General features: G+C 42.6%; 13 protein-coding genes. All 13 read right to left on the minus strand.

The window, feature by feature from the left end:
* Positions 1 to 158 precede the first annotated feature (158 nt).
* Positions 159 to 1148, minus strand: a complete 990-nt coding sequence (locus tag O3651_RS00730) for a lipoate--protein ligase (RefSeq protein ID WP_169446089.1) — start codon at positions 1146 to 1148, stop codon at positions 159 to 161.
* Between the two features lie 59 nt (positions 1149 to 1207).
* A complete protein-coding gene (gene lpdA / locus O3651_RS00735; RefSeq protein ID WP_371609225.1) occupies positions 1208 to 2911 on the minus strand; it encodes a dihydrolipoyl dehydrogenase in 1704 nt (567 codons plus the stop codon).
* A gap of 46 nt (positions 2912 to 2957) precedes the next feature.
* Positions 2958 to 4001: a dihydrolipoamide acetyltransferase gene (locus tag O3651_RS00740; protein ID WP_371609226.1), complete on the minus strand. Its 1044-nt coding sequence runs from the start codon at positions 3999 to 4001 to the stop codon at positions 2958 to 2960.
* Positions 4002 to 4338: 337 nt separating this feature from the next.
* Positions 4339 to 5331 (minus strand): alpha-ketoacid dehydrogenase subunit beta, encoded by a 993-nt coding sequence (locus tag O3651_RS00745; RefSeq protein WP_371609227.1) that lies wholly within the window; start codon positions 5329 to 5331, stop codon positions 4339 to 4341.
* Between the two features lie 19 nt (positions 5332 to 5350).
* On the minus strand, positions 5351 to 6319 hold the full coding sequence (locus tag O3651_RS00750; RefSeq protein WP_371609228.1) for a thiamine pyrophosphate-dependent dehydrogenase E1 component subunit alpha: 969 nt from the start codon (positions 6317 to 6319) through the stop codon (positions 5351 to 5353).
* Positions 6320 to 6710: 391 nt separating this feature from the next.
* Positions 6711 to 7877: an acetyl-CoA carboxylase biotin carboxylase subunit family protein gene (locus tag O3651_RS00755; RefSeq protein ID WP_125390421.1), complete on the minus strand. Its 1167-nt coding sequence runs from the start codon at positions 7875 to 7877 to the stop codon at positions 6711 to 6713.
* A gap of 27 nt (positions 7878 to 7904) precedes the next feature.
* Entirely contained in the window at positions 7905 to 8645 is a 741-nt protein-coding gene (locus O3651_RS00760) for an esterase family protein (protein ID WP_148886529.1), read from the minus strand.
* A 26-nt stretch (positions 8646 to 8671) separates the two neighbouring features.
* On the minus strand, positions 8672 to 9496 hold the full coding sequence (locus O3651_RS00765) for an alpha/beta hydrolase (protein WP_371609229.1): 825 nt from the start codon (positions 9494 to 9496) through the stop codon (positions 8672 to 8674).
* A gap of 116 nt (positions 9497 to 9612) precedes the next feature.
* On the minus strand, positions 9613 to 10947 hold the full coding sequence (gene trmFO, locus O3651_RS00770; protein ID WP_371609230.1) for a methylenetetrahydrofolate--tRNA-(uracil(54)-C(5))-methyltransferase (FADH(2)-oxidizing) TrmFO: 1335 nt from the start codon (positions 10945 to 10947) through the stop codon (positions 9613 to 9615).
* A 93-nt stretch (positions 10948 to 11040) separates the two neighbouring features.
* Positions 11041 to 11535, minus strand: coding sequence for a phosphoribosylanthranilate isomerase (locus tag O3651_RS00775; RefSeq protein ID WP_371609231.1), 495 nt, complete (start codon positions 11533 to 11535; stop codon positions 11041 to 11043).
* Between the two features lie 70 nt (positions 11536 to 11605).
* Positions 11606 to 13699: a type I DNA topoisomerase gene (topA, locus tag O3651_RS00780; RefSeq protein ID WP_371609232.1), complete on the minus strand. Its 2094-nt coding sequence runs from the start codon at positions 13697 to 13699 to the stop codon at positions 11606 to 11608.
* A gap of 84 nt (positions 13700 to 13783) precedes the next feature.
* Entirely contained in the window at positions 13784 to 14626 is an 843-nt protein-coding gene (dprA, locus tag O3651_RS00785) for a DNA-processing protein DprA (protein ID WP_371609233.1), read from the minus strand.
* Positions 14627 to 14731: 105 nt separating this feature from the next.
* Positions 14732 to 15295 carry a sugar O-acetyltransferase gene (locus O3651_RS00790; protein WP_371609234.1) on the minus strand — a complete coding sequence of 188 codons (564 nt, stop codon included), beginning with the start codon at positions 15293 to 15295 and terminating at the stop codon, positions 14732 to 14734.
* Positions 15296 to 15298: the final 3 nt, after the last annotated feature.

Consider the following 15298-nt stretch of genomic DNA (forward strand, 5'->3'; position numbering starts at 1 on the left):
AGATCACACTTTCTAAGGGGAGGTTGAAGAGAGATACTTCAAGCTTTTCAAACGACTTTATCCATCTATATAATACCATAAAAGTAATATATTAGAAACTATTTATAGGTAAAACTGAGTCCAAAAAAGAGATCCGCAAAAGCGAATCTCTTATGATTTTATCCCACCACTGCTTCAGCGATTTCTTCACGGCTAATACCAGCAAAGTAGCGTGTGATATCAATAGTTTCTAGAGCTTTAAGTACATCTTCTCGTTCGTATTTCACGCCACGAAGGACATCTTCTACAGCTGCAACATCTTCGATACCAAAGAAGTCACCATAGATCTTAATATCTTGGATTTTTGATTCAATGACGTTGGCAAAAACTTCAACCTTACCGCTGGTAAATTTTGTTCCACGACGGACGTTAAATTCAGGCGATTTACCGTAGTTCCAGTCCCAAGTTCCAAACTTAGTATCCTTGATACGATTGATTTCGGCCAATTCTTCCTCAGAAAAAACGTATTCTGTCATTTCTGGATACTCTTTTTTCATGTATTCCAGTAGTAAATCACGGAATTCTTCAACTGTGATTTTTTCTGGCAATTCATCGATAATATTGGTTACACGGGCACGGACGGATTTCACGCCTTTTGATTCAAATTTATCTTTTGAAACCTTGAGGGCGTTAGCAAGGACTGATAAATCAACGTCAAAGAGCAAGCAACCGTGGTGCATGATACGCCCATTGATATAGGCTTGAGCATTTCCACAGAATTTCTTACCGTCAATCTCAAGGTCATTACGGCCTGTAAATTCAGCTTTAACACCGAGTTGAGCCAAGGTATTGATAACTGGAGTTGAGAAAGATTTGAAATCAAAAGCTTTATTCTCATCTTCTTTGGAAATAATCGTGTAGTTGAGGTTGTTTAAATCGTGGTAGACAGCTCCACCACCACTAATGCGACGAACCACTTCAATACCATGTTCCCGCACATAATCGCGGTTGATTTCTTCGATAGTATTTTGATGCCGCCCGACAATGATAGATGGTTTATTGATCCAAAGTAGGAAGATTTGGTCCTCATCCAAAAGGTGTTTAAAGGCATATTCTTCCAAGGCAATATTAAAGGCAGTGTCGTTTGAATGATTGATAATATATTTCATGATATCCCTTTATATGATAGAGACTGGAAAATATCTTTCCAGTCTGAACTATCTTCGATTTATTTTTTCTTAGGTGAGTGGATAGCCATTCCCAAAACATCCGCAAACGCTTCGTACATTACTTCTGAATAAGTTGGGTGTCCGTGGATGGTCTTCAGCATTTCTTCAACAGTGATTTCCATTTCGATAATACTTGATGCTTCGTTGATCAATTCTGCAGCTGCAGGACCAATGATGTGAACACCAAGGATTTCTCCGTATTTCTTATCGGCGATAACTTTTACGAAACCTTGAGCAGCATCAGATGCAATGGCACGACCGTTAGCTGCAAAATTGAATTTACCAATGGCTACATCGTATTTTTCACGAGCTTGTTCTTCTGTGAGACCTACTGCTGCTACTTCAGGAAGAGTGTAGATGGCTGCCGGAGTCAAGTTCAATTTAGCAACAGCATGGTTTCCTTTGAGGGCATTTTCAGCAGCAACTTCACCCATACGGAAGGCTGCGTGCGCCAACATCTTAGTACCATTGATATCACCTGGTGCGTAGATACCTGGAACAGAAGTTTCCATGTATTCGTTGACCTTGATACGTCCACGATCCAATTCAAACTCAACATCTCCAATACCTTCAAGGTCTGGAACACGACCAATTGAGAGAAGAGCTTTGCTTGCGATGATATCATCTTTACCTTCAACCTTGATACGAAGGTGACCATTTTCCTCGATGATTTCTTGGAGCTTTGTGCCTGTCAAGATAGTCATGCCTTTGCGTTCCAAAATCAAGCGAAGATTCTTAGACACTTCCGCATCCATAGCTGGAACAATACGGTCCATCATTTCGATAACAGTTACTTTTGAACCAAATGTCATGAAGGCCTGACCGAGTTCGATACCGACAACTCCACCACCGATGATTACGAGGCTCTCTGGAACTTCGTTCATTTCAAGGATGTCATCACTGGTCATCACGAGTGATGATTCCATACCAGGAACGTTAATTTTGCTGACTTTTGAACCACCAGCAAGGATGATTTTCTTAGTTTCAAGCAATTCAGAACCATTTACCAAGACATTCTTATCTTTAGTGATGGTACCAATTCCCTTATGAACAGTAACTCCGTAGCTACGAAGAAGACCTGCAACGCCGCCAACCAAAGTATTGACAACCTTAGACTTGGTTTCAAGGAGTTTATCCATATTTACAGTGAAGTTTGGATTTTCGATGACAATACCACGGTTTGCTGCATGACCGATGTTTTCGATGATTTCAGCATTGTGAAGGTAGGTCTTAGTTGGGATACAGCCACGGTTCAAGCACGTTCCACCGAGTTCTGATTTCTCAACAAGGGCAACCTTACCACCGAGTTGGGCTGCTTTAATGGCTGCTACATAACCAGCAGGACCTCCACCAATCACAACGATATCAAAGGCATCATCGCTCTTACCGTCGTCGCTTGAGGCACTAGCTGCAGGTGCAGGACTAGCTTCTGGCGCTGCAGCTCCAGCTGTTGGGATGTTCTCCCCTTCTTCACCAAGGTAGCCAATGACTTCCGTTACTGGGACAGTTTCACCATCTCCTTTGAGGATGGCAATCAAGTATCCATCTTCTTCGGCTTCCAATTCCATGCTGACTTTATCAGTCATGATTTCCAAAAGGATTTCTCCTTCTTTTACAAATTCTCCGACTTTTTTATTCCATTGGACGATTTGTCCTTCTGTCATATCCACGCCGGCTTTTGGCATAATTACTTCTAAGGCCATGTCTTACTTCCTTTATCTATATCTCTAAAAATAAATACTGTATTTTTTAAACCAACATTGAGATTGGGTTCTCAATCAAGGCTTTCAAATCTTTCATAAACTTAGCACCAGCCATACCATCTACGACACGGTGGTCAATCGTTAATCCAAGGCTCATGATTGGACGAATCACAATCTCGCCATTTACAACTACAGGTTTCTCAACTGTTGAGCTAACCCCGAGGATTGCTAAGTTTGGTTGGTTAATAATAGGACCGAAGGACTGAACACCAAACATTCCCAAGTTACTGATTGTGAAGGTTGAATTTTGCAGTTCACTTGGAGACAATTTGCCATCCAATGTACGACCAATCACATCCTTGAAGGCTACAACCAACTCTGACAAGCTCATTTTTTCAGCATTATAGACAACTGGTGTCATTAGGCCGTTATCCATACCAACCGCCATAGCAAGGTTGACATAATTATGAGTGATAATGGTCTTGCCATCTTCAGTCAATGAAGCGTTGATGTAAGGGTGTTTCATCAATGTTCTCACAACAGCGAGAGAAAGCAAGTCTGTAACCGTAATTTTCTTGCCAGTTGCTTCCATGATTGGCTCAAGAACTTTCTTACGAAGAGCCAGCATCTCAGACATATCGACATCGTAGTTGAGCGTGAAGGTTGGCGCAGTTAGGTAGGATTCAACCATACGTTGGGCGATAACCTTACGCATTGGTGTCATTGGAATACGCTCAATTTCACCATAAGGAGTGATATTGTCTGGAACTTCTTCCACTTTTTCGATTTGAGCAGGAGACTTTATGGTGTCGTTTTCGATATTTTCAGGAAGGAAGGCCAAAACATCCTTCTTCATAATCTTACCACGATGACCTGTTCCTTGGATTTCCTGCCAAGCAATATTATGTTCGAGGGCAATTCGTTTTGCAAGTGGCGAAATGCGAACCACATTTGTGTCTTTATAAGTTTCCACGTCTTCTTTGTGGACACGACCGTTTGCACCTGAGCCAGAAATGTCGTAGAGGTTGATCCCTAGATCATCCGCTAACTTTCTAGCCGCAGGAGTCGCTCTTAGCTTATCATCAGCCATGACCTCTCCAATTCTATACTAAGATATTAAGGACGAAGAGGGCAAGGAAAAAATAGGAGATTGACGATGTGTTCGATGAACACAAGGAAATCTATCTTTTTTTCGCAGACCTCCGTCCGAATTCAATTACATGATACAAAGGGCATTAAAAGCGATTGAAAAATAGGAAATCGACACTGGCTTCGATGAAACCAAGGTAAATTATCTTTTTTCTGAGCTCTTAGCCCACACTAAATATAAATATTAAAAGTACTTATTAGGACCTCTACACAAGATTAGATTACATAAAATAATCTATGTAATCTAATCCATGAGAAAGCCTTTTCTTTATTATACCTTATTCTTTATGATATGTCTTCCGAATAGCGTCTTTGATGCTTTCAACTGTTGGAATCATTGCATTTTCAAGGTTTTGTGCATAAGGCATTGGTACATTTTCTCCAGCACAACGGCGGATTGGTGCATCCAGGTAGTCAAATGCTTCAGACTCAGCAATAATCGCTGAAATCTCTCCGATATAACCACTTGTTTTGTGGGCATCGTTGACGAGAACAACCTTACCAGTCTTTTTAACAGAATTGATGATAATTTCTTTATCAAGTGGCACCAATGTACGTGGGTCAACGACTTCTACAGAGATACCTTCTTCTGCCAATTCTTCAGCCGCCTGCATGACACGGCGCAGCATTTTTCCGTAGGTAACAACTGTTACATCTGTACCTTCTTTTTTGATTTCCCCTACCCCAAGTGGGATCGTGTAGTCTGGATCAACTGGCACTTCCCCTTTTTGGTTAAATTCTGACTTGTACTCAAGAATGATGACTGGGTTGTTATCGCGGATAGAAGACTTGAGCAGTCCTTTCATGTCCGCAGGTGTACCTGGAGCTACAACTTTCAGTCCAGGGATATGCGTAAACCAAGACTCTAGAGATTGGGAGTGCTGAGCTGCAGAACCTACACCATTACCAGCCGCACAGCGAATGGTCATCGGAACTTGCCCTTTACCACCAAACATATAGCGAGTTTTAGCCGCTTGGTTGACGATATTATCCATAGCAATTACAGCGAAGTCCATGAAGGTCATATCAACAATCGGGCGAAGTCCTGTCATGGCTGCTCCTGCTGCTGCTCCAGAAATCGCTGCTTCTGAAATCGGACAGTCGCGTACACGCTCAGGTCCAAATTCTTCCAGCATACCAACAGATGTTCCGAAATCTCCACCGAAAACTCCGACATCCTCTCCCATCAAGAGTACATTTTCATCGCGACGCATTTCCTCAGACATAGCGAGGATAATGGTGTCACGAAATGACATTGTTTTAGTTTCCATTTTCTTTTTTCTCCTCTCTTTAGTCTGCGTAAATATCTTCAAATGCTGATTCTAGTGGTGGGAATGGGCTTTCTTCCGCAAATTTAACAGAAGCTTCTACTGCTTCCTTGACTTGTGCTTGAATTTCTTCCAATTCTTCTGCACTTGCAATATTGTTTTCAATGAGGTATTTGCGAAGATTTTCGATTGGGTCTTTTTGTTTCCACAATTCCACTTCTTCACGAGTACGATATTTACCAGGGTCAGATGATGAGTGACCAAGCCAGCGATAAGTGATACTTTCGATCAAGACTGGTCCTTTACCACTACGAACGTGCTCGACAGCCTTTTGGAAGCCTTCATAGACATCCAGAACATTATTTCCGTCTTCGATGAACATGCCTGGAATACCATATGCAGCGCTACGTTGATGGATATGTTCTAAATTGGTCATTTTCTTAATGTCAGCAGAAATTCCATAACCATTATTGATGCAGTAGAAAATAACTGGCAGATTCCAGATAGAAGCCATGTTAACTGCTTCGTGGAAAACACCTTCGTTGGTCGCACCGTCACCAAAGAAGCAGACAACAATCTTGCCTGTCTTCTGCATTTGCTGAGTAAGAGCCGCACCGACAGCAATCCCCATACCGCCACCTACGATACCATTAGCACCAAGGTTTCCAGCGTCCAGATCGGCAATATGCATAGAGCCGCCTTTCCCTTTACAAGTACCATTGTACTTACCAAGGATCTCGGCCATCATACCATTTAGGTCAATGCCCTTGGCAATGGCTTGACCATGTCCACGGTGATTAGAAGTGATTAAATCATCCGGATTTAAAGCTAACATTGCACCAACGTTGGCCGCTTCTTCACCCACTGAAAAGTGAGTCATGCCTGGAACTTTCCCTTTTTTTACAAGTTGTGCAATTTTTAAGTCCATACGACGGATTTCTTCCATCTTACGAAACATCTCTAATAAGAGAGATTTATCTAAAGTTGCCATTTCTTTGCCTTTCTAAAACCCCATTCAATCGTGTGTACGGGCAACTGCAACTGTTTAAGTTGAACTAGGACACATGAATATTCCAAGCGCTCTAGCTGTCCTATCATTCCGAATGATACAAGGTATAAGCATTATTTATTTCCCTTCTATTCTAACGAATATTGTAAGCACTGTCAAAGTTTTTGCTCAAATTTTTTCACAAAGAAAAATCAGCATATCGCATAGATACGCTGATTGATAAAATAAAAATAAATATTTCACAAACTATCATTCTTAGATTTTTTGAATGGTTCAATAGATTCAAAACTATCTTCTCATTCTATTTCCGCAACATTATTATATATGCTGACTGGATGTTCACCGCTGTAAGGAAACTTTTTACTATAAAAGATCATTCTGCTTTCTTTCCAAAGTCAGCAATCATCTCTTCCATCTGCTCTCGACTTGGAGTGGTCAGCATGTAGAGGTAGTCACCTTGCAACTCTGCGAAGGCTGCTGGCATGTCTTTTTTGACTTTAAAGTTATCTCGATACTTCTCTAACAACTCCGCCTCTGAATAGGCATAATGTGAGCTTGCGCGACGAGACGTTGCCAGACAGAATAACGGCTCCATGTCTGACTCAGGGAAGGGCTCACCCGAAACAATATTCGCGTATCCACGATAGAGATCAATCGAATGAGCATAATTATAAACATCAATGGTGAAACCACCTGCTGGACGGTTATTGTATTCGATAGCTATGTAATCATCGTCTTTACGGAAAAATTCGATATGGAAAAAGCGCTCTTTCATGCCAAATTCTTGGACGATGGCTTCCCCATAAGCACGAAGTTTTGGATCCATCTCCTTGAGGACATAGTATGAATTATCCATTTTATAAAGCATGAGGTCTAGCGGTGTGTAGGCGTAGTCGAAAGTCGTTGAAAAGACTATATTTCCTTCGGAATCAATCAGGCCATCAAACGTACAGATCTCGCTAGAAGTCACAAATTTTTCAAAGAAATAGACAGTTTCCTGATCCCACTCAGCCTTGAAATGCTCGACATCTGCAGCTGTTTCAATTTTAAACGTGGCTGCAGCTCCTACCCCATTGTCTGGCTTGGCAATCAGAGGCAGGCCGATTTTTTTGACAGCCTGATCCACGTCCGATAGATTTTCGATAACTTGGCCTGGAACGACTGGCACACCAGCTTTCTGGAAGAGTTTCTTCATTTCAGACTTGAATTTGGTCTTTTTCAGGTCATTTGGCTTGGCTCCAAAAACGTTAAATTGTTCCCGCAACTGGGCATCTTGCTCCAGCCAATATTCATTATGAGATTCAATGCGGTCAATTGGTCCATGTTTGTAGAAAAGGAAGGCTACCGCACGTTTAACTTCGTCCAAATTTTCCAAATTGTCAACACGGAAATACTCTGTCAAAGCGTTCTGGAGACCTGGGCCCAACTGCTCATAGGGCTCCTGTCCGATACCAAGCACTGTAATACCCTTGTTAGCCAGCTCAATCGTAAACTGCTGGAAATTTTCTGGATAATAAGGTGAAATAACAATATAATTCATAGTAAGACTTCCTTTCTACTTAACATTTTAGAGGTTTAACTGGCTCAAGAAATAAGGCATCTGCTTGCGCCACCAAATCCAATCATGAGAGACATCATGGCCCCATTCAGCAAACCAAGCTGGAATATTTTTGTGCTCGCAGGCTTCTTTCAGTGTGTAGAATGAAGGCAGGCCATCCTGCTCCCAGTCGCCCAAACCAGTACAAACAATAATATCAGCTTGTCGATAGCGGTCAATAAACCAACCATCATTTTGATTCCATATATAGTCAGCTGGTGAGTTTTGATAAATGGCTTCGTCGTTCAAATTGTCACCGACAAAGAAACGTGCATCATAGACACCACTGAGGGCGATTACTTTATTGAAAACATCTGGATGCTGGAGGAAGAAATTGACGGCATGATAAGCGCCCATAGAGCAGCCTGTCGTCATCATTGGATCAAACCAGCCTGTCTTATGTTTGATAAAAGGAATCGCCTCTTCAATAACATAACGCTCATAAGCACGGTGCATCTCAGCACGGTCATGGGGATGTTTCCAGTCCGCCAGCCAGCTTTCGCTATCTACGCTACTTAAGGTAAAAAATTGCACCTTCCCTGTCTCGATGAACCAAGAGCAGGCCTCAATCATGCCGAAGTCAGCATATTCATTGTGAGAACCGCCTGACGAGGCAAATACTACCACTGGAATGCCAGCATGACCGTAACGATTGACATACATTTCACGGTTCAGATGACCGCTCCAATGACTTAAAAATTCTACATGCATTTGTTTTCTCCTTTTAGCTTCTTTTTCTACCACTTTTCACTGATAAAACGGAAACAGTCAGGTAGATTTTCCGCCCAGTCCACTTCATTGTGAATCGCTCCTGACTGGATTTTGATGTAGAGATTGTCCAGCTCCACACCAGCAGCAATCAGCTGACGGTAATAACTGAGCGAAGAATCAATATAGGCTTGTTTGATATTGCCTGCCATGAGGGTCTTGTCAGTATCATCAGCTTCCTCCGTACCAACATAGATGAAAACTCGCTGGTCTGGATGTAACTTCTGGCGTTCTATATAGCGGTCAAAAGCTTCCTGATGGAGCCAATTGGCTGATGAAAAAACGCCCAGACAGCCGACCTGATCCTGATATTCAATCCCGATAAACTGGGTAATATTACCACCCAATGAAGAACCAATCATAGCCGTATGCTGGCGATCAGCCTTAGTCCGATAGTTTTCGTCGATGAAAGGTTTGACGACATCCATGACAAACTCTGCGTACTCTGTGCCCTTGCCGCCAAACTGGACACCAGGAATATTGGACTCCTGAAACTTCCAAGCAGAATACTCATCCATTCGTCGTGGTCCATCGTTGTCAATTGCCACAACTATCATTTTTTCAATATCAGGATTGCGCTTGATTGTTGGAATCACTTTCCAAGAATGGCCACTGAAGGACTCCTTGCTATAAAGGACATTTTGGCCATCGTGAAAATAGACGACAGGATAGGTCTTTTTAGTATCTTGTTCATAATTTTTAGGAAGCAACACTCGCACGCGCCGCTTTTGCTTGGTGTAAGGAACCACCAACTCATGGGTTTTCATATCAAGATAGAAATAGGATTTATTCATTTTCAGAAAACTTTCTATTTTCAAAATTTTTATTTATTATATCACAAATTAAGCAAAAAAAGTTAGGAAATTCCTAACTTTTTAATGATTTTTATTAGATAATGATAGAAAATAGATTATTTATCCAGATAAGCCTGTAAATCCTGCAAGGCCCGCTCAGCAATCTTCTCATAGCGCTCTTTCTTGTCACGAATTCGAGGACCATCTAGCTCTTTGATAATACCGAAATTGACATTCATCGGTTGGAAGTGCTTGCTGTCAGCATGGGTAACATAATGAGGCAGGCTACCAATAGCCGTCGTTTCTGGAAAAACAAGTGCTTCTTCTCCCTTGAAGAGTCGAGCGGCATTGATACCAGCAACTAGACCTGAAGCTGCTGACTCGACATAGCCTTCAACTCCAGTCATTTGACCTGCAAAGAAAAGATTGGGCTGTTTCTTAGAGCGGAAAGTCTGTTCTAGCAGATTTGGTGAGTCCATGTAAGAATTTCGGTGCATGACACCATAGCGGACAAATTCTGCATTCTCAAGGCCAGGAATCATTTGAAAGACACGCTTTTGCTCTCCCCACTTGAGATGAGTCTGGAAGCCAACGATGTTGTAAAGACTGCCAGCTGCATTGTCCTGACGAAGCTGCACAACAGCGTATGGCGTCTTAAAGTCTCCATCACGAGGACCTTGGTAGTCATCTGGGTATTCCAAACCAACTGGCTTCATCGGTCCATAAAGCATGGTTTTAATGCCTCGCTTGGCCATAACCTCAATAGGCATGCAGCCTTCAAAGTATTTTTCTTTTTCAAAGGAATTGAGCGGTGCTTCCTCCGCATTGACCAAAGCCTCATGGAAATCCATAAACTCTTGCTTGGTCATGGGCGCGTTGAGATAGGCTGCTTCGCCCTTGTCATAGCGGGATTTGAGATAGACCTTGGTCATATCAATGGTATTGACATCGATGATTGGCGCTGCTGCGTCGTAGAAATAAAAGCCGTCTCCTCCATTGAGCGCGTGGATTTTTCCGGCCAAAGTATCGCTAGTCAGCGGTCCTGTCGCAATGACTGTAATGGCATCTTCTGGAATTTCGGTGATTTCCTCGCGCATGACTTCAATCAGTGGATGATTGGTCACTAGCTCTGTTACCATCTGCGAAAAACCTTCTCTATCAACTGCTAGAGCACCTCCTGCTGGCACCCGAGTCGCTTCTGCTGACTTTAAGATGACTGAGTCCAACCGTCGCATTTCTTCCTTGAGCAGACCGACTGCATTGGTCAGCGCATCTCCTCTCAGAGAATTAGAGCAGACCAATTCTGCAAAGTCCGCAGTTTTGTGTTGAGGCGTCGACTTGACACCCCGCATTTCATAAAGTTTGACGGGAATTCCACGCTTAGCAATCTGATAAGCCGCTTCACTACCAGCAAGACCAGCTCCGATAACATTAATATAGGATGATGACATGATACTCTCCCTTGGATATTTCTAGATTTTCACTCTGACCATTATAACAAAAAGACAGTAAAAAAGACAGACAGGAGGATTCCTCTCTGTCCATCATTTTGTCATTTTTTCCAAATAAGCAATCTTAGCAAAATCTTTACGATTGTTATTATCATTTCGGTAAGAATCTTGGGAAGAGGCACGGTAGATAGCCAGAAATTGCTCTGGAGTAGGCAGTAGAAATTCAACACTTTCCACTTCTCTCCGAGTCAGCTCCGCTATTGGCACACCTGAAAAGGACTCCAAAGTTTCCATGACCCCGAATTCAATAGACAAGCCTTCTTTTTGAAATTCATGCTCGTGCAGGTCGACCAAACGATAGCCCAAGCGCTCCATCATGGGCCCAATCTTGTCCATATCATAAATACGCTCTTCATCAGGTGCTTCCCAGCCACGCTCATCACCGTGAACGTGAATGTCGATATCACGCGCCTGCCAGTCCTGACCAGTAACCTGCTCCAGACCTAGAGAACCCATCAGCAGTGGAACGATTCCCATCTTGTTCAGTTGAGACGCGATTTTTAGAAATTCTGCAAATTTATCTGTCATAAAGGTACCTACCTTTTATAAAAAAATCTTTTTACATAATATAAATTATGCAAAAAGATTACTAAGCTAATTATTTCACTTTTTCTTCTTGATAGTCGCCATTGCTGCAGACCACTTGCTTGCCGCCCCCACGAACTTTCTTTTCAACTAGATAATGGTCACATTTTGGACAGTTACGCCCAACAGGCTTGTCCCAAGATGTGAAATCACAGTCTGGATAACGATCACAGCCATAGAAAATACGATTTCGCTTAGTCTTACGCTCGATAACTTGACCTTCCTGACACTGTGGACAGGTCACGCCGATTTCCTTGACAATAGCTTGGGTATGACGACAGTCTGGGAAATTGCTACAGGCATAGAACTTGCCAAACCGACCCAACTTGATGACCATTGGACTGCCACAGACTTCACAGTCAAAACCGGCTGGCTCATCCTTGATTTGGATTTTCTCCATTTCAGTCTCGGCTTTAGCGACTTCCTTTTCAAAAGGTCGATAAAACTCGTCAATAACTTTCTGCCACTGCTCTTTGCCAACTTCTACATCATCCAGTTTTGCTTCCATTTCGGCTGTAAATTTCACATTTACGATGCCTGGGAAGAATTCGACAATCAGCGCATTGACTATTTCACCCAATTCTGTCGGTTCAAAGCGCTTGGAAACCAATTTAACATAGTAGCGTTTCTGAATGGTTTCAATGGTCGGTGCATAGGTAGATGGACGACCAACGCCATTTTCTTCCAAAGTCTTGATGAGCGTTGCTTCAGAATAGCGAGCTGGCGGCTGGGTAAAGTGTTGTTCTGGATATGTATTGACACGCTTGACGGTATCACCTTTTTCCATGTCCGGCAGCATTTTATTCTTGTCAGAGTCATTATAGATAGCCAAATAACCATCGAATTTAACTTGACTACCGTTAGCTGCAAATTGGACACCGTTTTGCTCTAATTTGACATTCATGGTGTCAAAGACCGCTGCTGTCATTTGGCTGGCTACAAAGCGATTCCAGATTAGCGTATATAGCTTAAGCTGATCCTTATCCAGATATTTTGCAATGCTTTCTGGTGTATTGAAAACACTGGAAGGACGAATGGCCTCGTGGGCATCTTGAGCTCCTGAAGCATTTTTCACCTTACTGCCATGTTTAGAATATTTGGCGCCAAATTTATCCGTGATAAAGCTTGCTGCTTCATTCTGCGCTACTGGACTGATACGAGTCGAGTCGGTACGCATATACGTAATCAGACCTTGTACGCCAGAGCCGATATTAATACCTTCATAGAGCTGCTGAGCTACCATCATGGTCTTACGAGTCCGGAAATTAATCTTATTAGCGGCATCCTGCTGCATAGAGGAAGTCGTGTAGGGCAGCGGAGCATTGCGTCGACGCTCTTTCTTTTCGACGCTGTCGACAGTAAAGTCATCACCCTTAAGATGAGACAAGACTTCTTTGACATCCTCGTTGTTGGTCAGCTTCATCTTCTTGCCATTCATGCCATAGAAGCTTGCCTGGAACTGACGAGTCCCTTTCTTGAAGGTTCCGTCAATTGTCCAGTATTCTTCTGGTTTGAAGGCATTGATTTCATTTTCCCGATCGATAATCAGCTTGAGAGCAACAGACTGCACCCGACCAGCTGACAGGCCTTTTTTGACTTTCTTCCAAAGAATTGGAGAAATGGAATAACCAACCAAGCGGTCCAGAACTCGGCGAGCCTGCTGCGCATTGACCAAATCCATATCAATCTGACGCGGCTCTTTAAAAGCATTCTTGACCGCATCCTTGGTGATTTCATTGAAGACGACACGGTTTTTCTCTTTCTCATCTAGATTGAGAATGTGGGCCAAATGCCAAGAAATAGCTTCTCCTTCGCGGTCCGGGTCACTCGCCAGAAAGACTTGCTTGGCTTTCTTCGCTTCTTTTTTTAAGTCATTAATCAACGGACCTTTACCACGAATATTGATGTATTGAGGCTCATAGTTGTTCTCAAAATCAATGGACATCGTAGACTTTTTCAGGTCACGAATATGCCCGACACTGGCCAGAACCTTGTAGTTTCGTCCCAGATATTTTTCTATTGTTTTTGCCTTAGCAGGCGACTCTACGATGACAAGATTTTTCTTGGTCGTAGACTTTTTCTTTGTTTTTGTTACCAAATTAGACACCTTCTATAAGAAATAAATCTCATAGAGTGTAAACTATTTTTTGATAGATGTCAACTCACAACATTCTCTATAGGAAAACTTGTTTTAGAATTGGAACTCAGATAGGACGTCAGATCCCGATGTGATGCACTTTGCGCCCTCTTGAATCAAATGATGACAACCGTCAGATTTTCCATCTAAAATTGACCCTGGAATGGCAAAGACATCCCGCCCCTCTTCCATTGCCCTCTCACAGGTAATCAGACTGCCTGAGCGCATCTTGGCTTCTGCCACGATAACGCCTCGACAAAGACCTGCGATGATACGATTTCGCTCTGGAAAATGGAATTTCAAGGGTTGCTCACCTGGCCCATACTCCGTCACCAATAGATGATTTTTGCCAATATAAGCCTGCAGTTTTTGATTGGCCTTGGGATAGAAGACATCTAGTCCCGTCCCAATGACAGCAATAGTTTGGCCACCATTTTGCAGGGCAGCCATGTGGGCCACGGTATCAATCCCACGAGCCAGTCCGCTGACGATAACCAGTTCATTATTCAACTCCTTGATGATTTTCTGCACAGCAGCATTGCCCTGCTTACTGCTGTCTCGACTACCGACAATGGCTATCTTGGGCATTTCTAGCAAGTTTAGATTTCCTTGATAAAATAGCAAAGTCGGTGCATCGTAAATCTCGCATAGATCCCAAGGATACACATCATCCAAGATTGAAAAGGACGGAAAACGTTCAAATTCTTCTTTCAAAGCTGGTAAATCAAGTCGCTTGTACTTTTCCATAAAGAGTGCGGGATTGCGACACTCAGAGACGACGGCCTTGTCTCGTAAAGATAGCTCTCCTTCTTTATTTTCTGCATACCTCAAGATATTTAAGACCTGTTGATTGGTCAAGCCAGCTTTTTTCATTTTATAAATTTCAAAATTATTCATTTTTATCACCTCACTTTCTTATTCGTAAAAAAGTTCAAAAAAAGAACTGCAATACAGTTCCTTGTTTCTTATTCGATTAATTATTGAGAAAATGGTTAAGTTCTTTTATTCTTTATGAATAGGAATTTCCTTAATAATCTTAGCAGGATTGCCGGCTAAGACTACATTATCGCCGAATGATTTGGTCACCACTGAACCAGCTCCAACTACGACATTATCTCCCAGTGTCACTCCAGGCAGAATGGTTACACCACCACCAGCCCAGAAATTGTCACCAATATTAATAGGCGCCCCGTATTCAATACCGGAATTTCGTTCCACTGGATCAAGCGGATGCAGCGGTGTCAAAAACTGGCAATTGGGCCCCAGCATGGCATTCTTTCCAATGGTAATAGGACAGACATCCAGCATGGTCAAATTCCAGTTGGAATAGAAATTTTCCCCCAAGTGAATGTTAACTCCATAATCACAGACCAAATCTGGATGCAACCACAGATTCTCCCCTGTACTGCCGAACCACTCCTTGGCGATAGAGCTGCGTTTCTCAATATCTCGTTCTTGGTTAAAACGATACTGAAACTCTCGCGAGCGAGTAGCCAATGCTCTCAATTCAGGATCTTGAGGACTATAGTTCTCTCCTGCAATCATTTTTTGGTATTCACTAGTCATACT

Source organism: Streptococcus sp. 27098_8_73, assembly GCF_041432495.1.
Lineage (GTDB): Bacteria > Bacillota > Bacilli > Lactobacillales > Streptococcaceae > Streptococcus.

Bases quoted from the DNA above. Each gene is read 5' to 3' on its own strand.
- O3651_RS00750 (WP_371609228.1), bottom strand. From the start codon at position 6,319: ATGGCAACTTTAGATAAATCTCTCTTATTAGAGATGTTTCGTAAGATG.
- lpdA (WP_371609225.1), bottom strand. From the start codon at position 2,911: ATGGCCTTAGAAGTAATTATGCCAAAAGCCGGCGTGGATATGACAGAA.
- O3651_RS00775 (WP_371609231.1), bottom strand. From the start codon at position 11,535: ATGACAGATAAATTTGCAGAATTTCTAAAAATCGCGTCTCAACTGAAC.
- O3651_RS00755 (WP_125390421.1), bottom strand. From the start codon at position 7,877: ATGAATTATATTGTTATTTCACCTTATTATCCAGAAAATTTCCAGCAG.
- O3651_RS00765 (WP_371609229.1), bottom strand. From the start codon at position 9,496: ATGAATAAATCCTATTTCTATCTTGATATGAAAACCCATGAGTTGGTG.
- O3651_RS00745 (WP_371609227.1), bottom strand. From the start codon at position 5,331: ATGGAAACTAAAACAATGTCATTTCGTGACACCATTATCCTCGCTATG.
- O3651_RS00760 (WP_148886529.1), bottom strand. From the start codon at position 8,645: ATGCATGTAGAATTTTTAAGTCATTGGAGCGGTCATCTGAACCGTGAA.
- trmFO (WP_371609230.1), bottom strand. From the start codon at position 10,947: ATGTCATCATCCTATATTAATGTTATCGGAGCTGGTCTTGCTGGTAGT.
- O3651_RS00740 (WP_371609226.1), bottom strand. From the start codon at position 4,001: ATGGCTGATGATAAGCTAAGAGCGACTCCTGCGGCTAGAAAGTTAGCG.
- dprA (WP_371609233.1), bottom strand. From the start codon at position 14,626: ATGAATAATTTTGAAATTTATAAAATGAAAAAAGCTGGCTTGACCAAT.
- O3651_RS00790 (WP_371609234.1), bottom strand. From the start codon at position 15,295: ATGACTAGTGAATACCAAAAAATGATTGCAGGAGAGAACTATAGTCCT.
- O3651_RS00730 (WP_169446089.1), bottom strand. From the start codon at position 1,148: ATGAAATATATTATCAATCATTCAAACGACACTGCCTTTAATATTGCC.